26 protein-coding genes and 1 pseudogene are annotated in these 25,285 nt (G+C 44.8%); 10 read left to right on the forward strand and 17 right to left on the reverse strand.

What is annotated here, in order from left to right; all coding sequences use genetic code 11:
• Positions 1-30: 30 nt before the first annotated feature.
• From A136_RS20385 to A136_RS20405, 5 genes are all read right to left on the reverse strand, one after another.
• Complete coding sequence (locus A136_RS20385) at positions 31-591, reverse strand: sugar O-acetyltransferase (RefSeq protein ID WP_017064028.1); 561 nt, start codon at positions 589-591, stop codon at positions 31-33.
• Between the two features lie 202 nt (positions 592-793).
• Positions 794-1,792, reverse strand: coding sequence for a LacI family DNA-binding transcriptional regulator (locus A136_RS20390; protein WP_017064029.1), 999 nt, complete (start codon positions 1,790-1,792; stop codon positions 794-796).
• Between the two features lie 99 nt (positions 1,793-1,891).
• Positions 1,892-3,331, reverse strand: coding sequence for a 6-phospho-beta-glucosidase (locus tag A136_RS20395; RefSeq protein WP_017064030.1), 1,440 nt, complete (start codon positions 3,329-3,331; stop codon positions 1,892-1,894).
• Between the two features lie 169 nt (positions 3,332-3,500).
• Positions 3,501-4,025 (reverse strand): hypothetical protein, encoded by a 525-nt coding sequence (locus tag A136_RS20400; RefSeq protein WP_029235182.1) that lies wholly within the window; start codon positions 4,023-4,025, stop codon positions 3,501-3,503.
• Between the two features lie 51 nt (positions 4,026-4,076).
• Positions 4,077-4,466 (reverse strand): VOC family protein, encoded by a 390-nt coding sequence (locus A136_RS20405; protein ID WP_017064032.1) that lies wholly within the window; start codon positions 4,464-4,466, stop codon positions 4,077-4,079.
• Positions 4,467-4,663: 197 nt separating this feature from the next.
• Between A136_RS20405 and A136_RS20410 the strand changes: the two genes are divergently transcribed.
• Positions 4,664-5,563 carry a DMT family transporter gene (locus A136_RS20410; protein WP_017059463.1) on the forward strand — a complete coding sequence of 300 codons (900 nt, stop codon included), beginning with the start codon at positions 4,664-4,666 and terminating at the stop codon, positions 5,561-5,563.
• Here A136_RS20410 and A136_RS20415 read toward each other — a convergent pair.
• Positions 5,560-6,462, reverse strand: a complete 903-nt coding sequence (locus A136_RS20415; protein ID WP_017059462.1) for a LysR family transcriptional regulator — start codon at positions 6,460-6,462, stop codon at positions 5,560-5,562. The two genes, A136_RS20410 and A136_RS20415, sit on opposite strands and share 4 nt — an antisense overlap.
• Before the next feature lie 188 nt (positions 6,463-6,650).
• Here A136_RS20415 and A136_RS20420 point away from each other — a divergent pair, with 188 nt between their 5' ends.
• On the forward strand, positions 6,651-8,723 hold the full coding sequence (locus tag A136_RS20420; protein ID WP_017064033.1) for an alkyl/aryl-sulfatase: 2,073 nt from the start codon (positions 6,651-6,653) through the stop codon (positions 8,721-8,723).
• A 127-nt stretch (positions 8,724-8,850) separates the two neighbouring features.
• Here A136_RS20420 and A136_RS20425 read toward each other — a convergent pair whose 3' ends face one another.
• Both A136_RS20425 and A136_RS20430 read right to left on the reverse strand, forming a co-directional pair.
• Complete coding sequence (locus A136_RS20425; RefSeq protein WP_017064034.1) at positions 8,851-9,261, reverse strand: LysR family transcriptional regulator; 411 nt, start codon at positions 9,259-9,261, stop codon at positions 8,851-8,853.
• 9 nt (positions 9,262-9,270) lie between these two features.
• Positions 9,271-10,644 carry an MATE family efflux transporter gene (locus A136_RS20430; RefSeq protein ID WP_017064035.1) on the reverse strand — a complete coding sequence of 458 codons (1,374 nt, stop codon included), beginning with the start codon at positions 10,642-10,644 and terminating at the stop codon, positions 9,271-9,273.
• Between the two features lie 446 nt (positions 10,645-11,090).
• On the opposite strand from A136_RS20430, the pseudogene A136_RS23145 reads away from it, so the two are divergent.
• From A136_RS23145 to A136_RS20445, 3 genes and pseudogenes are all read left to right on the forward strand, one after another.
• Positions 11,091-11,249: pseudogene (locus A136_RS23145) on the forward strand (enoyl-CoA hydratase/isomerase family protein); the annotation flags it as partial.
• Between the two features lie 210 nt (positions 11,250-11,459).
• On the forward strand, positions 11,460-12,281 hold the full coding sequence (locus A136_RS20440; RefSeq protein WP_017064037.1) for an SDR family NAD(P)-dependent oxidoreductase: 822 nt from the start codon (positions 11,460-11,462) through the stop codon (positions 12,279-12,281).
• A gap of 202 nt (positions 12,282-12,483) precedes the next feature.
• Positions 12,484-13,263 (forward strand): radical SAM protein, encoded by a 780-nt coding sequence (locus A136_RS20445; RefSeq protein ID WP_017064038.1) that lies wholly within the window; start codon positions 12,484-12,486, stop codon positions 13,261-13,263.
• 90 nt (positions 13,264-13,353) lie between these two features.
• On the opposite strand, the gene A136_RS20450 is transcribed toward A136_RS20445, so the two are convergent.
• The 3 genes from A136_RS20450 to ascF form a co-directional block, all read right to left on the reverse strand.
• On the reverse strand, positions 13,354-13,971 hold the full coding sequence (locus A136_RS20450) for a bifunctional 4-hydroxy-2-oxoglutarate aldolase/2-dehydro-3-deoxy-phosphogluconate aldolase (RefSeq protein ID WP_017064039.1): 618 nt from the start codon (positions 13,969-13,971) through the stop codon (positions 13,354-13,356).
• 31 nt (positions 13,972-14,002) lie between these two features.
• On the reverse strand, positions 14,003-15,433 hold the full coding sequence (gene ascB, locus A136_RS20455) for a 6-phospho-beta-glucosidase (RefSeq protein WP_017059454.1): 1,431 nt from the start codon (positions 15,431-15,433) through the stop codon (positions 14,003-14,005).
• 71 nt (positions 15,434-15,504) lie between these two features.
• On the reverse strand, positions 15,505-16,983 hold the full coding sequence (gene ascF / locus A136_RS20460; RefSeq protein ID WP_017064040.1) for a PTS cellobiose/arbutin/salicin transporter subunit IIBC: 1,479 nt from the start codon (positions 16,981-16,983) through the stop codon (positions 15,505-15,507).
• A 242-nt stretch (positions 16,984-17,225) separates the two neighbouring features.
• Here ascF and A136_RS20465 point away from each other — a divergent pair, with 242 nt between their 5' ends.
• Both A136_RS20465 and edd read left to right on the forward strand, forming a co-directional pair.
• Entirely contained in the window at positions 17,226-17,750 is a 525-nt protein-coding gene (locus tag A136_RS20465) for a gluconokinase (RefSeq protein WP_017059452.1), read from the forward strand.
• The gene (edd, locus tag A136_RS20470; protein WP_017064041.1) at positions 17,747-19,543 is read left to right on the forward strand and encodes a phosphogluconate dehydratase; all 1,797 of its coding nucleotides are present in this window, start codon (positions 17,747-17,749) and stop codon (positions 19,541-19,543) included. The genes A136_RS20465 and edd overlap by 4 nt, the downstream gene beginning before the upstream one ends.
• Positions 19,544-19,616: 73 nt before the next feature.
• Here the strand turns inward: edd and A136_RS20475 are convergent, their stop codons facing one another.
• Both A136_RS20475 and A136_RS20480 read right to left on the reverse strand, forming a co-directional pair.
• Positions 19,617-20,624, reverse strand: coding sequence for a LacI family DNA-binding transcriptional regulator (locus A136_RS20475; protein ID WP_017059450.1), 1,008 nt, complete (start codon positions 20,622-20,624; stop codon positions 19,617-19,619).
• 144 nt (positions 20,625-20,768) lie between these two features.
• Positions 20,769-21,470, reverse strand: coding sequence for a lipoate--protein ligase family protein (locus A136_RS20480; RefSeq protein ID WP_017064042.1), 702 nt, complete (start codon positions 21,468-21,470; stop codon positions 20,769-20,771).
• Between the two features lie 185 nt (positions 21,471-21,655).
• On the opposite strand from A136_RS20480, the gene A136_RS20485 reads away from it, so the two are divergent.
• Both A136_RS20485 and A136_RS20490 read left to right on the forward strand, forming a co-directional pair.
• The gene (locus A136_RS20485) at positions 21,656-21,940 is read left to right on the forward strand and encodes a hypothetical protein (protein ID WP_017059448.1); all 285 of its coding nucleotides are present in this window, start codon (positions 21,656-21,658) and stop codon (positions 21,938-21,940) included.
• Complete coding sequence (locus A136_RS20490) at positions 21,937-22,215, forward strand: type II toxin-antitoxin system mRNA interferase toxin, RelE/StbE family (RefSeq protein ID WP_017064043.1); 279 nt, start codon at positions 21,937-21,939, stop codon at positions 22,213-22,215. The genes A136_RS20485 and A136_RS20490 overlap by 4 nt, the downstream gene beginning before the upstream one ends.
• Positions 22,216-22,364: 149 nt before the next feature.
• On the opposite strand, the gene A136_RS20495 is transcribed toward A136_RS20490, so the two are convergent.
• The 4 genes from A136_RS20495 to A136_RS20510 all read right to left on the reverse strand — a co-directional run bounded on the left by A136_RS20495 (position 22,365) and on the right by A136_RS20510 (position 24,839).
• Positions 22,365-22,652: a type II toxin-antitoxin system RelE/ParE family toxin gene (locus A136_RS20495; protein WP_017064044.1), complete on the reverse strand. Its 288-nt coding sequence runs from the start codon at positions 22,650-22,652 to the stop codon at positions 22,365-22,367.
• Positions 22,649-22,930: a type II toxin-antitoxin system Phd/YefM family antitoxin gene (locus A136_RS20500; protein WP_011080399.1), complete on the reverse strand. Its 282-nt coding sequence runs from the start codon at positions 22,928-22,930 to the stop codon at positions 22,649-22,651. Before A136_RS20500 ends, A136_RS20495 begins: the two co-directional genes overlap by 4 nt.
• Positions 22,931-23,127: 197 nt before the next feature.
• The gene (locus A136_RS20505) at positions 23,128-23,757 is read right to left on the reverse strand and encodes a hypothetical protein (protein ID WP_141707910.1); all 630 of its coding nucleotides are present in this window, start codon (positions 23,755-23,757) and stop codon (positions 23,128-23,130) included.
• Between the two features lie 134 nt (positions 23,758-23,891).
• The gene (locus A136_RS20510; RefSeq protein ID WP_141707911.1) at positions 23,892-24,839 is read right to left on the reverse strand and encodes a hypothetical protein; all 948 of its coding nucleotides are present in this window, start codon (positions 24,837-24,839) and stop codon (positions 23,892-23,894) included.
• A gap of 96 nt (positions 24,840-24,935) precedes the next feature.
• Between A136_RS20510 and A136_RS20515 the strand changes: the two genes are divergently transcribed.
• Positions 24,936-25,285: IS110 family transposase (locus A136_RS20515; RefSeq protein WP_017064047.1), on the forward strand; the 350-nt coding region annotated here is incomplete at its 3' end.

The following is a 25,285-nucleotide window of genomic DNA, read 5'->3' on the forward strand; positions in this document are numbered from 1 at the left end:
GGTTCGGGCTTTATCAATTCAATCTGATTATTACTCGTTATCGATCGCTTTCAGCACTTTACATGGATTACCGACTGCAACCACATTGGCTGGGATGTCTTTGGTTACGACACTGCCCGCGCCAATCACGCTGTTTTCGCCAATGGTGACACCGGGGCAGATAATTACACCACCGCCAAGCCAAACATTGTTGCCAACATTAATCGGTGTGCCAAACTCAACGCCTTCTTCTACACGGCCTTTCACATCGAGTGGGTGACCTGCAGTCAGGATTTGAACGTTCGGACCAAGCAGCACATTGTCGCCAATAGTCACTTCAGCCACATCCAAAATCACGCAGTTAAAGTTAGCGTAGAAGTTCTTGCCTAGCTTGATGTTCGAGCCGTAGTCACAACGAAATGGAGGTTCTAAATGCGCATTTTCACAGTCCGGAATGAGCTCTTGCGTTGCTGCTTCCCATTCAGATGTGCCAGGAATACTGTTATTGAGTTTTTGAAGCACCTTGCGACATTCGATACGAGCTGCATAAAGCTCTTTATCCCAAGCCTGATAAGGTTCACCTGCTAGCATTTTTTGTTTTTCTGTTTTCACGTTACTTACCTGTTCTCACATCAATTAGCTATTTTCATATTACTTATCTAGCTCCACATTACTTAACTAATGGTGGTCAATTCATCGACCAAAAACGCAATATCGCACATCTAAATAACAGTGAATAAGGAGTGTTTGAGCTTGGTTTAAGAGATGCGCAGCTCGTCACTTTTTGTAGGTAAAATATGAAATTCGAACAGTGCTAATTTAGCTTCGCTATCGAATCACGTAACACCAAACTACCAGTGGTATTGATGGTGGTCGCTTGCTCTGTTTCACCGACAATTTGCAGGATCGCCTTTTGCGTCATTTGCTCTAATGGCACACTCACAGACGTTAAGCTTGGCGTTAAAAACGCCCCCACTTTGCTGTTATCAAAGCCGACGATCGAAACATCTTGAGGCAATGAGTACCCAAGTTCGGTTAACGCCTTAATCGCACCAATCGCCATATCATCGTTTTCAGACAAGATAGCAGTGAATGTGGTTCTGCTTTTTGCCAAAGCTTGAGCCGCGTGATAACCGCTCTCCATCGTCCAATCACCTTGAACAACGTTGGACTCATCCAATGCAACACCATGTTTAGTTAACACATCTTGATAGGCTTGGTAACGCAGCTCATCGGTCGAAGAACCGGCTTTACCACGAATCACTGCAATATCGGTATGACCCTGCTCGATGATGTGTTCAACCATCAAACAAGCGCTCTGATAATGGTCGGTGGTAATAGCATGATTGGGCTTCGACGGCATTTCTCGGTTGAGTACCAGAATCGGAGTGTCAGTGCTTTCGATGATCTGAGCTATCTCGCTTTCGGTTAAACATTGCGGATAGATGATGATGCCCGCGCACTTCATATCCAGCAGGAAATTGATCGCCTTTCTTTCGTCTTCAGCGCTGTGTTTGCCATCGGTGATCACCAATTGGTGATTCGACTTTTCGCTATAAGAAGCCGCGTGATACATCAAGGAAGAGAAGTAAGGGCCATTGAACAACTCATTGGTAATTACAAAGCCGATGAAATTGGTCTTCTTGGTCGCCAATTGCTGAGCCAACAAGTTCGGTCGATAACCTGTTTCTTGAATCGCATCAAATACCTTTTTCACCACATCTGGGCGCACGATGTTCTTGCCATTTAAGACACGAGAAACGGTCGATTTAGATACGCCTGCGCGGTTTGCGACATCAAGCATGGTTACCATTCGCTTCTTTTCCTTTATAAAAAATTAGCCGACATAGGCCGACTAATTCATTGCAAAATGACAGCTCACAGTTCACATAACTGCGCTGGGGAATGCATTCTAAATAGTGGCACCGTTAGATGCAATCACACCTTTATACCACTCGAAAGACTTCTTGCGCTTGCGTTCTAGTGAGCCAGATTGATCGTTGTGCTTATCTACGTAAATGAATCCGTAGCGTTTTTTCATCTCGCCCGTGGTGAACGAAACTAAGTCGATACAGCCCCAAGGGGTGTAACCCATCAAATCAACACCATCAATCGCAACGGCTTTTTTCATCTCTTTGATGTGGTCGCCAAGGTAAGCGATACGGTAGTCGTCATTAATGCTGCCATCTTCTTCAATGGTATCAACAGCGCCAAAACCGTTCTCAACGATGAACAATGGCACTTCATAACGTTCATACAGAGACGCTAAACAGAAACGCAAACCGGTTGGGTCAATTGGCCAGCCCCAATCGCTAGACTGGATAAACGGGTTATCGACCGAGTTTTCATGACCGCCGTCCATCGCTTCTTCAGTCGATTGGTGAGAAGAAGAATCCAAGGTATTAGACATGTAGTAGCTAAAGCCTAAGTAATCAGCCTTGCCTTCTTTTAGGATCTGCTCATCTTCGGGCTGCATCTCAATATTGAAGCCTTTGATTGCCCAGTCATGCTTAGCGTAATTTGGGTAATGACCACGCACCATTACATCCGAGAAGAAATAACGGTCACGCATCGCTTGCTGTGCCACCATGATGTCTTCTGGCTTTGAAGAACGAGGATAGAAAGGCACCATCGCACACATTGCGCCAATTTGAAGATTTGGATTGATCTCGTGACCTTTCTTAACCACCAACGCACTCGCAACAAACTGGTGGTGAACCGCTTGATACATGGCTTCTTGCGGCTTTTCACATTGCGGGAACTTCACGCCAGAGCATAACCAACCGAAAATATCTGCCGAGGTGTTCATCTGGTTGTTGATCTCGTTAAACGTCATCCAGTATTTCACTTTGTGTTGGTATCGTTCCATCACTGCAGTTGAATACTTAACGAAGAAGTCGATCACTTTGCGGTTCATCCAGCCGCCATATTCCTTAGCTAGATGGTAAGGCATTTCAAAGTGGCTCAGTGTTACCACAGGCTGAATGTCGTATTTCAACAGCTCGTCAAACAGATCATCGTAAAACGCTAAACCCGCTTCACACGGTTCAGCTTCATCGCCATTTGGGAAGATACGCGTCCACGCGATACTGGTACGGAAACACTTAAAGCCCATCTCAGCGAATAACTTAATGTCTTCTTTGTAGCGATGGTAGAAATCCACTGCGACTTGGTTAGGATAGTTTTCGCCATCAATCACGCCATCGGTGATTCGACGTTGTACACCATGAGCGCCCGCTGTTAATACATCAACAACACTGACACCTTTACCATTCGCATCCCAGCCGCCTTCTAGTTGATGCGCTGCTACTGCACCGCCCCATAAAAAATCGTTCGAAAATTCGTTGTTCATACCATTACTCACTACAAGTTATTCGTGAAAAAGATCAGAATTTGAGCTGCAATTACAACTCTGAAATCGATTTCAATAAAAGCAAAGATACAGATTGAAACCGGTTTCAGCAACAGTTAAAAGATCTTTTTTGATCAATCTAAAGACTAATCAACAGTCAGCATTACGATCAATGCTGTTCAAAATACTGATCATGCAGTGATTTGCCAGATTGGTCTTGAGTGCCAGGGTAGAACTGAACGAGTGTCTGATCGGCTAAAGTGAGGTGAATCCAACCCTCTTTGACTTTCAGCCAATTGGTACCGTTGGTCTCATAGACGGCAGGAAACTTGCCCCAGCCAGACTCTGATACCTGCAGCTCTTGAAATAGGTTAATCGGGGCTAGCTTATTGCTGTCGAAGTTTGCGTCGGCATAGACAGATAAAGGCTCGATGGCATCGTTTGGCTTAAACGTATAACAGCTCACAGAGGCTGAAGTGCGATCAAACCACTGGTAAGGTTGTGCACCGATTAAATCGTAGACCGTGCAATCATTGAATTGAATCGCCCACTCTTGGTGAGCTTTAAAACCGAGGTAACCTATGGGTTGTGATGGTTCAGGCTTTGAGTCCGCCTCCTGCTCATACACCGGTTCTGAGGTAGCACATCCCATAAGCCCAAGACTAAAAAGGAAAGTCACAGCAAGCTTCATCATTGTCATACCTCAGTTCCGTTAGTAGATGAGTAACTCAATTAAGTCTCTACATTAAACGGTAAGTTCCAAACGATTACCATCCGGATCGAGTACACAGCTCTCATAATAGCCATCGCCTGTTCTTCTTGGGCCATCTAAGCGCTCATAGCCGTCTTCGACCAAGTGTTGAGTCAGTTGATCGACCGCCTGTTCCGAACCTAATGATATCGCCATGTGAATGAAGCCTGTGAACTGGTCATAGATGTCGTCTTTCGATTCAGGGACAGAGTCCATTTCCATAATCTCTAAACGACTTCCCGTATCAAACGAGAGGAAGTATGAAGAAAACCCTTTAGTTGGGTTGTGATATTTTGAGTTCAATGTCGCGCCGAAATAATCTTCATAAAATCGCTTCAGTACTTCGAGTTGTTTGGTCCAAATTGCGATGTGTTCAATCTTCATTTTGTTTGCCTAAGTTTGATGTCTAACGCTAGATTACTCATCAAATAAGGAACAATAAACAGAACGAAATTCATCGAAATTGTTCCTGATTAACGGGCTCGATTTTATGTCCATAACTGCACAGTATTGGCATCTATGTTTGTGTAATAGTTATCTTTCCTCCATAGTCAGGTTTTACACAATCTGAGATTCAAACTGTGAGCTTTTTAAAACTGATACTACTTGCGGCTATATGGGGAGGCTCGTTTCTTTTCATGAGAATGGCCGCCAATCCATTAGGGCCCGCAGTCTTAATTGAAGCGCGAGTTCTGTTTGCAGCACTTACTCTGCTTTTAGTTTCTTTCTATTTAAAAAAGAAGCTCTCTTTTCATGATCACGCAAAACACTTCTTCATTCTCGGCCTGTTTAACACCACACTTCCTTTTTTGCTTTTCGCTTATGCCGCGCAGACACTTAACGCCTCGACACTCGCCATCTTGAACTCTACCGCGCCAATATGGGCGGCAATCATTGGTGCAATATGGACCAAAACAGCACTCGAGGCGAAAGTTCTATTGGGACTTGGGATTGGGGTAACAGGAGTTGGCGTGTTAGTCGGTTGGGATGCGATGAACATTGGCCGTGAGGCTATGCTTCCTATCTTTGCAGCAGTGATGGCTGCCTTTAGCTACGGAATAGCGTCAAACTATACCAAACAAGCCCCTAAAGTTGAGGCATTCAACAATGCTCATGGCAGCATGTGGGCTGCGGTATTGCTGGTTTTGCCGTTTGTATTCTTTATTCCGATGAGAGAAACACCCGACGTTACGATCACTACATCGGTTGTCTTATTAGGCGCGGTATGTACTGGGTTAGCGTATCTACTTTACTTCAATCTCGTCTCTGAACTCGGCGCACCTTCAGCCCTGTCCGTGACCTTCATCATTCCGGTATTTGGTATTCTATGGGGTAACTTATTCTTAGATGAAGCAATTGGCATCAATACGATTGTTGGTTCAATTCTGGTTATCACCGGCACCATGTTGGTGACAGGAATGACGCCTTCTAAGATGATAGAGAGCGCCAAACAGAAACGAGCAGCAAGAGCGGCTCGTTAATCAGCCATATATTGCTGAATCTTGTTTCTCAGCCACTGATGAGCAGGGTTCAAATCGGTTCTTTTATGCCAAATCATGTATTGCTGCATAGGTAAGATTTCAAACGGCTGATCAAGGACTTGAAGCTGGAAGGATTCGGAAAATTGATTGGCAAAATCACGCGATGTACTGCCGACACAATCTGAGCCCGATACCAGCACACACATGGTCATCAGCGAGTCACACTCGGCACTCACTTTTCTCTGTTTCAGTGGCGACTTGGTAAAATAATCTGCCGTGTATAAACGGGTTCGACGCATTCTAAAAGTAACATGCTTTTCGTTGTAATATTGCTCTTGCGTCACAGAGCCATTGATTCTCGGATGCCCCTTTCGAGCTATCAGCACCAACTCATCTTCAATCATCGGCTGCTTCATGTAGCCGTTAACTTGCGGGTAATGGATATCAATCGCTAAATCAGCTTGTTGCATGCTCAAGCCTTGCAATAATTCTTCTTCGTTGTTCGGCACCATATTGAATTCAATCGAGATATTGCCCAACGTCTCATCTTGCTCGACGAGAGGTTGAAGCTTGGTTAATCCAATCTCATTCACCAGGATACGAAACACATGATGCTGCTGATTATCAAATGTCTTTAAAGTGCTTACTGCGCTGCTTATCCCTTCTAGAGCAGGCTCTACTCGGTCTGCCAATTGCACCGCAGCGTTAGTCGGAATAATCCCACGCCCTTCACGAATAAACAGGTCGGTATCAAGCTGAGATTGCAATCGCTTCAATGCCCCACTAACCCCAGGCTGAGTCATACCAAGCGATTCTGATGCAAGCGTGATCGACTTTAATCGATACACTTCTAAGAACACGCTCAATAGATTTAAATCCAACTTTTCCACGTCGCTCACCGTTACTCTCCCTGTCAATGTGGCCTTAATCAATCATAGGTCAGGATTCGCCTTCGTTCCCCAACCATTGCATGACTCAATACATAGCCAATCGTGATGTATTAAATAAAGCTTACTTTATTTTTTGCTATATGTCTTATTCCTATAATCGCCTCAACGAAACAAAATTCTGAAATGAAGAGGCTCTTATGACGACTTCACGCACGTTCAAAAATGCATCACTGTTCCTAGCTATCTCGCTCGCATTCCCTGCAGTTGCAGCTAACCATGACCACGCACACTTCAGCGAAATTGGCGACCAAGGTGGCAAAAGCGCAACCGAGATGACGACTAAGGCAAACCAAGAGTTCGCAAAAACACTTAACTTTGCCGACACTCGCGCTTTCGACAATAACAACAAGGGTCTTATTGCTAGCTTCGACCAAGAGACGGGCGACATCATTCGCAATAGCTTTAACTTTATCGACCCAAGTGTGACGAATGCAGACCAAGCACCAGATTCAGTAAACCCTTCACTGTGGCGCCAAGCGGTATTGAACCAAGCAGCAGAAGGCTTATATGAAGTTGTTCCGGGTAAAGTTTACCAAGTTCGAGGTGCTGACTTAGCGTCTATCTCTTTCATTCGTAGTGACAACGGTTGGATCGCTTACGACGTTCTTCTTACCAAAGAAGCGGCCGCGAAATCACTCAAATTCTTCAAGAGCAATGTGCCTGATGGCGGCGAACTGCCCGTCGTTGCTATGATTTACTCTCACTCGCACGCTGATCACTTTGGTGGCGCAAGAGCAATCAAAGACGCATACCCAGATGTAAAAGTGTACGGTTCGAAAAACATTACTAAAGAGATCGTCGACGAAAACGTATTGGCGGGTAATGCAATGTCTCGTCGTACCGCTTATCAGTATGGTGCAACCCTGAACCGACACGAGCACGGTATTGTTGATGCTGCACTGTCGAAAGGCCTATCAACCGGTAGCATTACTTACGTACTGCCAGACTACGAGCTGAACCATAACGAAGAGATTGAAACTCTGGTTATTGACGGCCTAGAAATGCAATTCATGGATGCTTCAGGTACCGAAGCGGCCTCTGAAATGGTGACGTATATTCCAAGCATGAAAGCACTTTGGACTGGCGAGCTGACTTACCAAGGCATGCATAACCTGTACACGCTGCGTGGCGCTAAAGTACGTGACGGCTTGAAATGGTCTAAGAAGATCAACGAGATGTTAGTCACTTGGGGTGAAGATACTGAGGTGCTGTTTGCGTCTCACTCATCGCCAATCTGGGGCGAACAAGAGATCTCTGATTACCTAAAAATGCAGCGTGACGCTTACGGTTTTACTCATAACCAAACGCTTCGCTTAGCCAATAACGGTGTGGTTCTACAAGACATCGGGGACGAGATTTACAAGGTCATGCCAGACAGCATTCAACAGTCTTGGCACACCAACGGTTACCACGGTACTTACTCTCACAACGCCCGCGCGGTGTACAACATGTATCTTGGTTACTTCGACATGAACCCAGCTAACCTAAATCCACTACCAATCAAGCCAGAGTCAGTGAAGTTTGTTGAATACATGGGCGGCAGCGACGCTGTGATTGAAAAAGCGCAGCAAGACTTCCAAGAAGGTGAATATCGCTTCGTTGCAACAGCACTGAATAAGGTGATTCAAGCAGAACCAGAGAACAAAGTTGCACGTGGCTTATTGGCAGATACGTACGAGCAATTGGGTTATCAATCAGAAGGTGCAGGTTGGAGAAACATCTACCTAACCGGCGCTCAAGAGCTTCGTATTGGCACACAACCGGGCGCACCGAAAACTGCATCTCCGGATGTGTTAGCGAACATGACGATTGAAAACCTACTCGATTACTTAGCCGTAAAAGTGGATTCGCTAAAAGCACAAGAAACACCATTTACATTGAATATTCAGTTGCCTGATGTAAAAGAGTTCTACTACGTTGAGATGTCTAACGGCAACCTGAACAACATCCAAGTATCAGAGCTGCAAGATGCGGATACGACACTGATCATCAATAAGTCTGACGTGTCTGACATCGTGCTTAAGAAAACAAGCCTTGGAAAACTGTTAGAAGACGGACAAGCAGGCGTGAAAGGTGATAAGACATCACTTAACAAACTGCTGTCTTCACTGACAGAAGCTGACACCTCTTTTGAGATTGTACCGCGCCCAAGTAAAGGCGAAGAAGTTGATGCAGAGCTATACCAAGATTCAGCGGTACACGCTCATTAAACGCCTGATACACTAAATAAAAACAACAGCAGTTAGCTAGAAAAACGTTCTATAAAGAACATAAAAACAAGCCCCTCCCTTTTGGTTGGGGCTTTCTTATTTGTTCTCAATATATGCTTCTGAATCGCTATTGAGTTTGCCCGTTTACGTCGCAATCCCAATAAGAAGGTGAACCATAATATTGAACAAAGTAATCGATAAATACGCGCACCTTTGGTGCAAGTAACTGAGCACTCGGGTATACCGCCCAGATAGCCGCCTCATCCTTTAAAGGGTAATCCGGCAACACCTCAACCAGCGAACCTTCCGCGAGCTGCTTGTATGCTATCCAACTCGCGCACATGGCAATGCCCAAGCCATCGACACATACATCCCTTACCGCTTCACCGTGATCGACGCGGATAGCACCTAGGCTCTCTTCGAGTTTTCCGATATGAATACTGGCTACCGGAGGTGACAACCCACGCTCTTGTCCTGCTTGACCTATATTGTGCGTAGACGCGAGTCGCACAAACAATTTTAGATGTTCAATGTTCATCAATAATGGCTAGCCTGCGCTGAGTACACGCTGCTTATTGGCCGCAGCGGCACGGGGAATAATGTGAGTTTTAATATAGGCATTAAGCTTAAACCATGCAAAAGCGCCCGCTAAAACATTGGCGACTGTCGCAGCAATAACCGCATTGACCATGTCTCCGGTTATCGAGCCGATCCATAAAGCGGGAATGTAGAAAACAAACAAGCGTAGGAAAGAGACATTCAAAGCTTTACGCGGCACACCCAAGGCATTAAAGACCGACGCAACCAACATGCAAAGCCCAAGCGGCCCATAGCTGAACGGTATAAATAACAAGGTCACTTCAAACCAGCTGCGTATGCTTTGTTCTTCCGAGATAACAGGAATAATCCAGCCACTAAACAGCGCCAACAATGTTGCCATCACGGTGTGGAAAACCAATAAGAACTTCGCTGTTGTATTCAATAGCTCAGGGATTTTGCATCGCTGCTGCGCCCCTAGGTAACGACCAATCATAGGCGGGATAGACATCGTCAGAGCAAGAGAAAACACCAGCATAAAACTTTCAACACGGGCGAGTAAGCTCCAAAAAGCCATCTCATCGGTTCCGATTCTCGCAATCAATAGCATTGAGAAGAACGCGCTGACCGCAGGTAATATCTGATTCGCAGTGGTTGGCATTACCGTCTTGAATAACTCAAAACTGTAGCCTTTGATTCGGTTACTGCACGCGCCATTGAAGCCAAACCAACCTTTGCCGCGAGACTTGATTAGCATGTAGATTGCGCCGAAAGCGTAGCCAATGCTCGATGCGATCGCCGCCCCTGCGATACCCATATCCAATCCAAAGATCAGAATAGGGTCGAGAATTAGGTTAATCACGCTAGCAGCCAAGAACATGCTTCCGGTTGTTTTGGTATCGCCATTGGCACGATAAACGCAGGTGGCCAGATAAAGCACCGCCACCATCAATGCACTGAACAACCACAGTGGCCAGTACACATTAAAAATAGACAGCATGGATTGGTATTGAGCGTCAGAGACATCATTCACAAACGACGCAAAAACAGAATCGCTAAAAACAATCAGCCCTATGCAGATCAAAGCAATCACCAACACTCCAAATCCAACCGACAGCGTCGCAATTGAAGTAGATTTACGTTGTTCTTTTGCCCCTACCGCTTGAGAAATAATGGACGTTGCCGCCACACCGATGCCCACTTGAACCCCGGTAAACGCTGCTTGAAATGGCAAGGTGATACCGTGAACCGCCAATTCATTCACCCCTAGCTGACCAATAAAGATCGAATCGACCAATTGAACCATCATGATCGCAAACACACCCAGCGTCAGTGGCAGCGTTTTCTCAATAATGGTTTTCAAAGTCGCGGATCTCATCTGCATAAGTCGGTTCACTCTTGTCTGTACCTTGGGGCTAATTACCTAGTTGAGCAGTATACGAAGCTAAATGAAAAGGATAAGAGCGCCAGACAAGGAATGAGTTTTTAGATTTCGTTGACAATCGAATTAGCAAGATACCTTCAACGTTAAAGTATCCATCTAAGACACTGAATAAATTGAAATTATCAAACGCGCCAACACTCTTAATAATTCGTTAATAGTGTTTCGTTTAATGGTTAATTGTTGGTTCGAACATTCCTCGCTAGCCTGAATTTAGGTCGCATTCACACTGAATAGGCTGAAATGAAATCTCTCAGAAGGAATATGGAAATGGTATATCAAGGTTATACAACGTTTAAAGCTCAAGCCGAGGATGGAATTCTTACCGTCACTTTTGACTTCGGTACTGTGAATGTTCAAGGGCAAGAGACTTTGATGCTGACGAAGCCGAAGCACTCAAAGCGGAAGCTTATTGGTTGTATCAAGCTACGAGCAAAACCCCTGCGGTTAAGCGCTTCCAAATTGCCGATGAGCAAGGCCTAGAGCACGATATGGAAAACCAACGTAACTGGGAAACTCTGGTTATGAACGTTCAAGACATCAAATAACTCGGTCACTTCTCTTAATTTGGGTCAGTCACAAACTGACCCATTGTCTTACTTAATCGTTAAACGCCAACGGTTAACCACCAAGTGTTAAAATGGTCATTATTTGCCCCATAGACTCACATTTGAGTCTTCAGCTTGTGAGCCAAATGCAACTATGTGTCATTAATCTTTGTTATAACGTTGTTCAAACTATTTTTTGAAGGACGGAATATGCAAAAAATAATTCTGATCACAGGTGCCACGGATGGCATTGGTTTAGAGACCGCAAAAGCACTAACGCAGCAAGGGCACCATGTTCTGATTCATGGCCGCAACCCAGTTAAGGTCAATAAAGTCGTGACCGCTTTGTCTCGCCTGTCTAAGAATGCAATCATCGAAAGCTACATCGCAGATCTATCGACGCTCTCTGAAGTTGAGGCGCTCGCAACCCAAATCAAAAGCGATCACAAACGACTCGATATACTCATTAACAACGCAGGTGTGTATAAGGTGTCGGACATCACCACTCCAGACAATCTTGATGTGCGTTTTGTCGTAAACACCATTGCGCCGTATCTACTGACACAAAAGCTGCTTCCTCTTTTTGATGCGACAGGTCGTATCGTCAACCTATCTTCAGCAGCCCAAGCACCCGTCGATTTAGAGGCATTAATCAGCCCGAGTGCGGGTGAACTTGATGGTCCGGTTTACGCGCAAAGTAAGCTGGCGCTAACGATGTGGTCCATCGAATTAGCCAATACTCTTTTAGACAAAGGCACCGCAATTATCCCTGTAAACCCAGCCTCTTTCCTTGGCAGTAAACTGGTGAAAGATGCTTATGGCGTTGATGGAAACGATCTGGCGATTGGTGCCGATATTCTTTGTCGTGCTGCGCTCAGTGATGAGTTTTCCAACGCTTCCGGTCAATATTTTGATAATGATTCTGGGTTGTTCAAAGACCCGCACGCCGACGCATTAGACAACACCAAGAACCACAAGCTGGTGACCGTGCTTGATCAATTGCTCGAAGAAAAGCTGTGCGTTGCGCACTGATCATTAATTAATAAAAATACCACTAACACTCCCCCAACAATCCAAGCCGCAGTTCTATCCATACAGACAAAGAACTGCGCGCTCTTTCGATTATTAAGATTTCTTTAATACTGATTCCCCGCTTTGCCCAATTATCACCCAAGATGCAGATTGCTAAACTTGCCCCCGTCGAAACAACACAGGCTACGGCCGAGGAGCATTTATGCGTTTTGAAGGTAAAGTTTATCGTCCTTGGATGGAAGCAGAGAGCGTACTCATCCAGACAACATTGGGGTGCAGTAATAACCAGTGTACCTTCTGCACGATGTTTGATGATAAGCGTTTCAAAGTAAGAGACATCAAAGACATCTTTGAAGATATTGATGCGGCGAGAAAAATCTACCCGCATGTTGAATCTATCTTTTTGGTCGATGGTAACGTGATGGCTATTAGAACCGAGATGCTGATTTCGATTCTGGATTACATCAAGATCACCTTCCCAGAGAGCAAGAACATTTCTCTGTATTCGGGGTTCAATGACTTCCGTCGTAAGAGCTTGTCTGAATTAAAAGAGATTAAGTCGGCAGGTTTAAGCATGGCCTATTCTGGCTTGGAGTCCGGTGACCCAATTGTGCTTGAACACATTCAAAAGCGCATGACGCGTGAGCATGCAATTAATACCACCAGCTTGCTGAACATCATGCAGCCGGATGCGATTGCACCAATGGCTTTAGCCGTTCAACCGGGATCGGTATTGGAAAAAGAAGTAAACCGTGGCGAGTTTGTTTTACCAACGCCATTGCAGATTCTGGAAGAAGAAAAATACTTGCTCGAAAACCTAGAAGATTTCGATTGCTACTACTGGGGTGACCACGGCAATAACATCTCACCAATGCGTGGCATGTTGCCTCAGGCTCGTAAGCCGTTTCTTGATAAGATAAATCAAGACATCGCGCATAACCCAATCACTAAGCAAAACGTCATTAAAACCTTTGCTTGGTAACGAGTAACCTCTACATCGTTTGAAGCAGCCACAAAAAGGGCCAGTGTCAGCTGGCCCTTTCATTTTCTAGCTATGTATCTCTCTATCGAACTATCTGGAGCCGACCGCTCGGACTAATTCTGCGATTCCATCCCAATCACCCTTGTCCATTTTGTCTGTCGGTACCATCCAAGTTCCACCGCAGGCAACGACTGATTTCAGTGCTAAGTAAGACTCAACGTTCGCTGGCCTTACACCGCCTGTAGGCATAAAGTTAACCGGGTAAACAGCCGTCAACGCTTTCAACATTGCGACACCGCCAGATGGCTCGGCAGGGAAGAACTTTAGTGTCTTAAGCCCCATTTCCATTGCTTGTTCAACCAAGCTTGGGTTACTCACTCCAGGAACAATCGTAACCCCTCTTTGCTGACAGTATTTGACTGTGGTTGGATTCAAACCTGGGCTGACAATGAAATCAACACCCGCATTAATGGCAGTATCCACCTGCTCTGTAGTCAGCACAGTACCTGCGCCAATCAGTAACTCAGGGTAAGCTTCACGCATCAAACGAATCGACTCTGCTGCCGCTTCTGTACGAAATGTCACTTCAGCACAAGGCAAGCCATTTTCAACCAGTACTTTCGCAAGCGGCACAGCCTGAGCAACGTCATTAATGGCGATCACCGGAACGATGCGAATATCTCTGAGTCGCTGTTCAATTGTTTTCATTGTTCATTTCTCTCATTATCAAACAGACAAATTAAGCCAAGTCGCTGCCGTTGCTTGCGATCACTTTTTTGTACCAGTGGAATGACTTTTTAGGAATACGATTTAACGTACCATTGCCTAGGTTGTCTCTGTCCACGTAGATAAACCCATAGCGCTTGCTCATCTCTCCGGTCGACGCCGCAACAAGATCGATACAACCCCAAGGTGTGTAACCCATCAATGGTACACCGTCTTCCATTGCTTCATGCATCGCAACAATGTGCTGACGAAGGTAATCAATGCGGTAATCATCGTTCACTTCTCCATTGTCATCCAAGGTATCACGAGCACCTAAGCCATTTTCTACCAAGAAAAGTGGTTTCTGGTAACGGTCATAGAGTGTGTTCATCGTAATTCGAAGACCTGTAGGGTCAATGACCCAGCCCCAATCACTTGCTGGAAGATGAGGGTTTTTGATGGACTTAACGACGTTCGCTGCACTCGTATTTCCTGCATTCATATCAGCGGAAGCACAGCGTGAAGCGTAATAACTGAAAGAAATGAAATCGACAGTATTTTTCAGAATCTCGAAATCTTCTTCTTGTGTTTCAAGCACCACACCTTTGTTATCAAACACTTTTTGAGCATAAGATGGGTAGTAACCACGCGATTGAACATCGATAAAGAACAGGTTCTCGCGGTCTTTTTCCATAGCCATCAGCACATCTTCTGGCTTACATGAATATGGATAGAAGTTACCGCCCGCCAGCATACAACCCACTTGGTTTTGCTCATCAACTTCATGGGCAATCTTGGTTACCAAAGCGCTTGCTACTAGCTCATGGTGAGCTGCTTGGTACTTCACTTGATCGTGATTTTCGCCTTCCTGAAACAACAATCCAGCACCAGAAAACGGGCTCGCTAGTAAAATATTGATTTCGTTGAAAGTTAACCAGTATTTCACCAAGCCTTTGTAGTTTTCGAAACAGGTTCTCGCGTAACGGCTAAAGAACTCAATCATCTTACGATTACGCCACGAACCATACTCGTTGACCAAGTGCATAGGCACATCGAAATGGCACAAGGTAACGAGCGGCTCAATACCGTATTTCTTACACTCTTCAAAAACATCACGGTAAAAATCTAAGCCAGCTTGGTTCGGCTCTAGCTCGTCACCTTTTGGAAAGATTCGGCTCCAAGCGATGGATACGCGGAAGACTTTAAATCCCATCTCTGCCAGCAAGGCGATGTCTTCTTTGTAACGGTGATAAAAGTCTATCGCGTTATGGCTTGGGTAGAACTCGTCTTCGCTGAGCGTCACCTTATCAACCTGACCAAGCTTAATTGGCATGCGGTTCTCACCATAAGGGATCATATCTACGGTTGTTAGGCCTTTACCACCCGCTAAGTGAGCGCCTTCAGACTGGTTTGCAGCAATAGCGCCGCCCCATAAGAAATCTTCGGGAAATTGAATGTTTGACATCGAATACCTCGGAAACAATAAAAGTCACCTTACGCTGAAGTAAGGTGACTGAATAAATTAATCAATTCTAATTAAGACGCGGACACTACTGTCGGCTTGTCTTCTGCCTTACCAGCTTCTTTGTTTGCTGACTCTGAAGTTGCTTTCTCATCGGCATCATCTTCTGGAACATCTTCAAAGCCTAAAACTAGGGTTAGAACAAATGACAGAACAATAGACAATGCGATCAGACCGAACACCCAAACGATACTCATTGGGTCATTCACATCGAAGAACTGAACACTCGTAAACAAGCTTGGTGCTGCCATCGAGTGACTCGCAAGGCCACCCATGCCCGCTAATGCACCTACGATAAAACCAGTAATCATTGTTGCGATAAGTGGACGTTTCAGACGAACAAGCACGCCGTACAATGCAGGCTCAGAGATACCGGCGAAGATAGCTGAAGCACCTGCGGCTAATGATGTCTGCTTTAGTGCGCTGTTTTTGGTTTTGTAAGCAACAGCCAGACACGCACCACCCATACCGAGGTTGGCACCGATTTCTGAAGGCATAACCATACCTTCACGACCCGTCTCAGCAATGGTTTGAATAATCGTTGGAGTAAATACACGGTGCATACCAGTAAGAACAAGTAGAGGCCACAGTGCGCCCATGATAGCAACCGACAACCAACCTAATGTGTCATGAATTGTGTAAACAAGCGCTGAAAGTGCAGTACCAACCCAAATACCAAATGGACCGATAAGTACGATAGCAACCGGAGCTGCAATCAATACGATAAGCATAGGTTTCAGGAAGTTTTTAGTCACAGCAGGGGTAATGCTATCTACCCAACGTTCTATGTAAGAAAGAGCCCAAGTCATCACAAGTACAGGAATAACCGTGTAGGTGTATTTCACTGACGTGATTGGGATACCGAAGAAATCAACGTGCTTGCCTTCTGCTGCTTGCGCCATCAATTCCATAAAGTTCGGGTGGATTAAGACACCGGCAATCGCAATGGAAAGAGACATATTGGTCTTGAATTTGATCGATGCGGAAGCGGCAACCATAACCGGTAGGAAGAAGAAGGCGCCATCGCCAATCGCTTTCAAGATAATCAAGGTAGGTGCATTTGGCTCAACCCAGCCCAGCATCTCAAGTACCATGGCGAGCAGTTTGACCATTGAAGCGCCAATGATTGCTGGGATAAGAGGCGACATGGTACCAACCAGTGCGTCCAACATTTTCGCACCAATTGACTTAGCCGTTAGCTTCTCTTTTTTAGCAGGAACCTCTGACTCAGATACAGTGGATAGCTCACAAAGCGCCATCACTTCTTTGTATGCATACGATACCTCGTTACCAATGATAACTTGTACTTTGTCTCCATTATCAACAACACCCATCACACCTTTCAGTGCTTTTAGCTTGTTAATATCGACGCCATCTTGGCTGTGTAAAACGAATCGTAGTCGAGTCATACAGTGTGTTAGGGCAGCCACATTTGTCTTGCCCCCAAGATGCTCAACAACAGATTTCGCAATTGCGCGGTAATCGTTGGCCATTTTATCCCCCAAAGATCTCTTTCCAGTGATTTTTAAACGCGAATATAGTGAGATGTGACTAATTTTCCGTCAGTAGGATGCAAAAACAATCACAATTGTTGTGAATTGTTGTTTTGTGTCCTTCATCACACTTCCTTAAGTTACCGGTAACATGTTACCGGTAACGCTTATAAGATAAAGCCATATTTACAAGCGATGTTCAAAATTGAGATCACGCGCAAATTTGTTAAGAGGATTGAGTTATGGCTGGTAGTAGTGTCATCGTCATGGGTGTCAGTGCTTGTGGGAAAAGCACGATAGGCGAGCAGTTGGCAAAAAAACTTGGGCGTAAGTTCATTGATGGTGACGACCTTCATCCTCGAGCAAACATTCAAAAAATGGCGTCAGGCCAACCTCTTAATGATGATGATCGCATTCCATGGCTGGAACGCGTTCGTGATGCAGCGTACAGCCTAGAAAGTAAAAATGAGCACGGCATTATTGTGTGTTCTGCGTTGAAGAAGAAGTACCGCGACCAAATTCGCGAAGGGAACAAAAACCTCACCTTTCTCTTTTTAGATGGCAACATTGACCTGATCTTGCATCGAATGCGTCAGCGCCAAGGCCACTTCATGAAAGAGAACATGATTAAAAGCCAGTTCGAAACATTAGAAAGACCCGATCACGAGCCAGATACGGTTGTCATCAGCATTGATGGCGATATTGATGACGTTGTGGACTGTGCTGCGATTGTGCTTTCAATGACTGATGAGGCAGAAACAGCATGACCCTTCCAACCATCCAAGCGGTGACTCAACGATTAATTGAACGAAGCAAAGAGACTCATGAAGCGTTTCTAAACCGAACCCAACACCAAGCCTCTGCTGGCAAAGGTGGTAAAGGGCTTTCTTGCGGCAACTTGGCTCATGCTGTCGCAGCTTCTTGCTCCGATGAGAAACGCTCGATTCTTGATCTCACTAAATCCAATGTGGCGTTAATCAGCTCTTACAACGATATGTTAAGCGCTCACCAGCCGTATCAACACTATCCAGATCAGATCAAAAAGGCGTTAGCTAAGTTCGGCCACACCTCTCAAGTAGCAGGCTGTGTTCCTGCGATGTGCGACGGGGTAACTCAAGGGCAACCAGGCATGGATATGTCTTTGTTTTCAAGGGACTTGATTGCTCAATCGACCGCTCTTTCACTGAGTCACAACGTGTTTGATTCAACCCTATTACTTGGTATTTGCGACAAGATAGCTCCAGGACAACTGATGGGCGCGCTCTCTTTTGCACATCTACCCACCGCTTTTGTTCCGGCGGGCTTGATGGCAACGGGCATCAGCAATGATGAGAAAGTACATATTCGCCAAGAATACGCGGCTGGTAAGGTAGGAAAAAGTGCCTTACTGGATATGGAGTGCAACGCTTATCACTCAGCGGGCACCTGCACTTTTTACGGCACAGCCAATACCAATCAGCTGGTATTTGAAGCGATGGGGCTGATGCTTCCGGGCTCAGCGTTTATTCATCCTGACTCTAAATTGCGCGCATCACTCACTCAGCATGCCGCCATTGAAATTGCTTCAATGACACCACAAGCCGCAAACTTCCGCCCGCTTTCTGAAGTCTTTACCGCTAAAAGCTTAATCAATGGCATTGTTGCCCTACTCGCATCAGGTGGCAGCACTAACCACAGCATTCACATGGTCGCAGTAGCACGCGCAGCAGGATTTATTCTGACTTGGCAAGACATCAGCGATCTATCCGATGTAGTGCCTTTACTTGCTCGAGTTTATCCCAACGGTCCAGCAGATATGAATGCGTTCCAAACGGCAGGCGGAGTTCCCGCGCTGCTACGCCGTTTAGATCAAGCCAACTTACTGCACCGAGATGTCACACCTACCTTTGGCTCGTTTGAAGATCAAATGAGTATTCCAGAGCTTGAAAATGGAAAGCTAACGTGGAAAAAGTGCAAACAGTCGGCAGATGCAGAGGTAATTGCAGGCCAAGAACAGGTATTCCAAAGCACAGGCGGAACGCGAGTCCTTTCAGGGAACCTTGGCAACGCAGTGATTAAAGTGTCAGCGGTTGCAGAAGAGCGACGTGTAATAGAAGCACCTGCGGTAGTTTTTGATTGCCAACATAAGGTAGAAGCTGCGTATCAACGAGGTGAGCTCAACAAAGATTGCATTGTTGTGGTGATAAATAATGGACCAGCTGCGAACGGTATGCCTGAACTGCATAAGCTCATGCCGATTCTAGGTAATGTTCAGAAACAAGGGTTTAAAGTGGCTCTGGTTACTGATGGGCGCCTTTCTGGAGCCTCAGGAAAGATCCCATCCGCGATTCATGTCTCACCAGAGGCTATTCGAGGAGGAACTATTGGGCTTGTTTGCGAAGGCGATATCCTGCGCTTAGATTGCGCGAGTGGCGAACTCAATAACCTCAACGACATGCAATCTCGCCAAGCGAAGGTATTTGAGGCAGACGCCAACCAGCAAACCATGGGGCGCAACCTATTTAGCGTGATGCGCCAAAGCGTTTCGAGTGCAGAACAAGGGGCGAGTTTTATCGTCTAGCTGTGTCATTACTTAAATGTAAAAGCAAAAGGGGCATCATTTCGATGCCCCTTTCAGTTTCCACCATACTTGGTTAAACGCTTTCGCCATCAGTGATGCGATAGCCCATATCCACTACCGTTTCCGTGACTGGCTCACCTTTCAATCGGGCAAGCAGTAGCTCGGCACTTTTCTTACCTATTTCATAACGTGGCGTATCCACGCTAGTCAGTTTTGGGCGTATGGTTTGACCGATATCTAACGCGTTATAGCCCACCACAGATAGCTGTTGCGGCACTTGGATTCCACGTTGCTGGGCAATGAGCAAGGTACCTATCGCGATGTCATCATTGGTGCAGAACACGCCATCTAGATCTGGGTAATCCGCAAGAGCGCGATCAAGCAGATCTTCAGCCAAAGAGAAGTTAGAGTGCTGTTCAGTCAACACGTGTTTAGGCTCTAATCCAGCCTCATACATCGCTTTGTCATAGCCTTGCAAACGCAACTTGGTTCGCGCATCCAATCGAGCGCCAAAGTAAGCAATAGAGCGTTTACCAGCTTCAATCATTCGCTTCACGACATGGTAAGAAGCATCAATATGGTCCAAGCCAACAACCATATCGATCGGATTGGTTGGGAGTTCCATCGTTTCAACAACAGAAACACCTGAATTCTTGATCATCTGTAACGTGCGGGGGGTGTGGTGGCTTTCCGTCAATATCAACCCATCAACTTGATACGAAAGCAGCGAAGCAATCTTTTCCTCTTCTTCCACAGCATCATAGCTAAAGTGAGCAAGCAACGTCTCGTAGCCATTCTCTTTAGTAACCGTTTCGATACCTTGAACAAACGCGGCAAAGATTTGGTTTGATAACGAAGGGAGCAAGATACCGATCGCTTTACTCGACGATTTAGAGAGCATAGCTGGCGCTTTGTTTTCGATGTATCCCATCTCTTCAATAACCGCTGCAATTTTAACGCGAGTTTTGGCTGCGACTGAATCGGGATTGCGCATGTAACGAGAGACGGTCATCTTTGTGACCCCCACTTTGTCTGCAACATCTTGAAGTGTGGTTCGAGTTTTCTTCTGCTGTTCTGTCATAACTATTTGAACTCTTTATTATGTTACAAGTAACATTATAAAGTTCTCACCGCCTCAAGTTCAACCCATTCGTTGTCATCGACACATAGTATTGAAATCGTTCTACCATCGGCAAATTAGTTTGGCGTTAACGAAAGGTTGGTATCACGCATGCTTGATGAAAGCTTGGCTTAACTGCTGAAAGAGTGAGTCTACGTTGGGTAGAGTTGTCAGATGTGCGGACAACGGAGTATGAACTTGCGCGTCCACCACGGTTGGATTGCCACAAACTTGATTATAAAAATTTACGGGTGCAACGATGTTCTCTAAGTCGACATCCAACAAGATACAGGCTTGCGAAAGTACAATTTGGCCGCCCCCTTGTTTAAGCAAAACACGCTGCGCAGTGCCCACTATTTTTTGTTTGTTGATATTGAGATTGTAATCACCATCGCAATAAGAACCGGGAGTCGCGTGTACATCCACATCGATACCCAGTTCTTTAAAAAACAGGGTTAAGATATTGCACAGATGTAGATACGCTTTTTGGATGTTGTAGGCTTCATCACGAGGCCAATGGTAAATGTGCGATAAGTTAATGATCCCCGGCAGTTGGGGAACGGGAGCGCCGCCTGTTTTACGTGAGGTGAGTTGCCAACCTTGTGCCGCGAGTTGTTTTCTAGACTCTACGGTCACAGGCCACTTTTTACCTGCGGGCAAAACAAGTGTCGGCGCTTTTGCTTGCCACAACATTAAGGCTTGCCCAATCTCACCCGCCTGAATTTGCTGCAATAATTCAGCTTCTTTTTCAAACGCACGATCAACATCAATGTGCGGGTAACGTACGAGTTTATTGGTTAACTTCAATGCACTTTCCTCTACAGATTGTGGTGACCTATCATTTAACGTTCTGCAATGGTTGATGAGATATGGGACTATGTGCGATGAAACATAGCACCAAAAGTTAGTTATTGGCGCCATAGTAGTTTGTCAGTTGCCCATCTCAAAGGTGAGTGCTAACATTTGTACACACACCAATAAAGGAATACATCATGGACACTAGAATTCAATTTCGTGTTGATGAAGAAACAAAACGCCTAGCTCAACAGATGGCTGAGAGCCAAGGTCGCACACTGAGTGGTGCTTGCCGTGAGCTTACTGAGCAACTCGCTGAGCAACAAAGACAGACATTATCTCACGATGCATGGCTAACTGAACAAGTAAACCTAGCATTTGAGAAGTTTGACTCAGGAGAATCCGTTTTCGTTGAACACCAAACTGCTAAATCTCGAATGGAAGAACGCAAAGCCAGAATACGTAATCGAGGTAAGCAATGATTTTATGGGAAGAAGAATCACTCAATGATCGTGAAAGGATCTTTGAGTTTATCTATGACTTCAACCCTGATGCGGCAGAAAACGCTGACAACCTCATTGAAACAAAAGTAGAAAACTTGCTTGAGCAGCCTCTAATGGGTGTACAGAGAGACGGCATTCGTGGGCAATTACTTATAATTCCTGAGATTTCAATGATCGTCTCCTATTGGATCGAAGGCGACATTATCCGAATTATGCGCGTACTCCACCAGAAACAAAAGTTCCCAATGGATTGATTACTTCCTCTGGGCAACTAGCCCAATTAAGGGGTGAACAACGCCTCCACCCAACCTAAAGCATTGCGCCATAAACACTTAACTTGAAGTAGGAGCAAAAGTGCCAAGCGTTGGGAATCCCTCTTAAATTGCTTGTTATAACACAATTGCTACACGTCACTTTCCGTTAGTATCTGACGACAATTTCGTACTGTAAGGACGCGAATTTCATGGCTGAGGCTATATATGATTCGATAGTGACCAAACAAAATTTCACGGTAATTGGTATGAGGCAGCTCAGGAACCATTCGCCCCATGTCAGGCATACTTGAGAGTAAATCAGTTTTATCAAAAACCTCATTAACCCAGTTTTCTGCCGCCACTGGATTATCCAGTGAAATAAACTCGGCTGCATCACCTAACTTTTGTAATGCTAGTGGTGACCAGACTACTTTCATTTCTTAATGCGCCCCAATACTTGAGCACGAGCGTCTTCATTGGAAACACCTAAACCTGAAGCTAATTGTGCTTCAGCAGTACGCATTTCTTCCAGTAACTCGATCTTCTCTTGCATTGCTTCATATTCTGCAACATCAAGGACAACCGCAACACCCTTACCACGTTGTGTGATAACTAGTGGTCTGCGAGTTTCGTTAATCTGTTTAATAAATGACGTCACGCCAGCACGAAATTCAGACAAAGGCTGAATATCTTGATCAAAATGGATGCGGCTCATGTTGAACTCCCTATGGTACAATTTAATGTACAAATAATAGTTCAAATAGCAATTTTGAGCAATAGCCTGATTTTGTGTTATAGCCGCGTTAAGGGGTGAGCAACGCAATACCGAAGCCGCTGCATTCCACCTTAATCACTAAGACCAACGCATAGTAAAAATGCCACGCGTTGGAAATCTGTCTTAAACAGTTAGCATTATTCTCCAAAGATATCAGAGTGACTTAAAGCTTTATCCCACGGAGCTTTAAATCTAATATCTGAACCAAAAATATTCACCGAACCATCTAAATTACAAGAGCCTTTTTGACGTTCCACGTTGGAGGTTTTAGTAAAGAACAGGTCACCATATATAGAGCGGTAACAAAATGATGGCTTTAAGTAGTTAAAGTAACTCGCTGCAAAACCAACACTATCGTTGCTCACATGCTTCTCATCAATGGACAACAATACAAACTCTTCTCCAGCAGAAAGGAGAATTTTTCCCGTCATACCATAAAACATTACTGGATAATCTTTCGTACTATGACCTGTCGATTTTTCAAACGTTGAAGCTACTTGTTTCCAATTCAGTTCATTTCGTTGAGTTAGCATGTCATCATTAAAATGAAAGTCGATGCCAGTGATAATTGCAGGTCCTAACCCATCATTACGAATAGCTAAGGAAACGCTCCCATCCTCATTCAATTCTGGTTGTTCCACAACAATATACGGAACGACACTTCTACGATTGTGCTCTTCTGAAATATCTGCTTGCCAAAATGTCGCTATCATTGCCATTGCCGCTATAAACAATGAGCAGCCTTCGATTATTGATATTTTCTTCAAGTATTTCTCCAATAATGCAACGCCTGCATAACACGTTTACTACTATGCAATTGTACTTAAAAATTGACACCTTAAAACGAGAAACACCCGACAACCTGAGATGCCGAGTGTAGTAAATCGTGTTGATGCGATTGTTAGGTGCGTGCGAAACATTTCGTTGAAAGCTCTCGTGCTAGCATTGACTCTTCTTTTGTTGCTTCAAATTTCAAGTCAAACCGACCTCCTACATAGTACGGCAACTCTTTTTGAGCGTAATAATTAAGTTTATCTGGTGCATAGAGAAAGTATGAAACAAGGTCATTTTCATATAATCCCGTTAACGCTCTAGGCAAAATTAGTTCCATTTCACGTTCTAGATAACTTATCGCATCGTATAACGCCAAAGCTGAAATGTTCGGAATTTCTTTAAGCTTTTTAATATCTTTGAGATTGTCTCTCGCTATATGGACACAAGCATCCTGTAGCGTTTGCACATCGTAACCGATAACATTTATTTCCCTGTTCTTGATAGCTATGGCTAACGGAGGAGTGAGCGTATAATAAACTGATTTTCCGTTATTCCCACAGGATTCTGTCCTATAACCATTTGCTTTTCTTAGCATTTCAATTATTTCAGAAAATTTCTCTTTTGAAAGGAATCGATTTGCTTCTGTAAAGAAATTCACATCAAAAAACTCACTGTACAGCCAAGCTCTACGTTTTCGGATGTTTGAGATTAATAGATACGCCTGTTTAGCCGACCGAAAGTTCTGCTTTACCTCTGGATACAAATTAAAAACAATATAAAAAATACCTGCTGCATTTATTGATATATACAATGAAACCAAAGGATATTGAAGACTTTCGCTGGACATAAAAACTGTAGGAAACAACGAAAACATGATAAGCCAAAATCTTTTTTTTGTTAGGCATATAACACAAGCAGCAACTTCTTGATTGCGAAAAGTATAGCTATGATGATTTTCGTATAACAACTTACTGTATAAATTCAGAAGCCTATCTATAACAACAGGCTTAAATACTTTATATCTCTCGCACGCCATTTGACTAAATTTATTCATCTTTAATAATAACCACTTCAACTTACAACTACCCCTAAAGCACCTAACGAATGACATGGATTCCCCCTACCGAGGATCTGCCACACTTATGTGGTACTTAAATGCATCGGAGGCACCATGTCTGATTATTCTTATTTCTGCGGTATCGACCTAGCTAAAAACCACTTTAGTCTTCATGCCGTAGACCAAAATGGTAAGGTCATACTTCATAAGTCAGTAACCCGCTCTAAACTACTGACTACAATAGCAAATATGCCACTCATGCGTATAGGCGTTGAAGCGTGTGGTGGTGCACATTATTGGGCAAGAACACTCAATAAACTGGGTCATGACGCCCGCATCATGGCCGTTAAATACGTGGTTCCTTATCGAACTAAAGGGAAGAACGACCTTAATGATGCAGTCGCTATCTGCGAAGCTGTTCAGCGTCCATCAACTCGCTTTGTACCCGTAAAATCCCCCGAGCA

It is taken from the genome of Vibrio crassostreae 9ZC13 (genome assembly GCF_000272045.2).
GTDB lineage: Bacteria > Pseudomonadota > Gammaproteobacteria > Enterobacterales > Vibrionaceae > Vibrio > Vibrio crassostreae_C.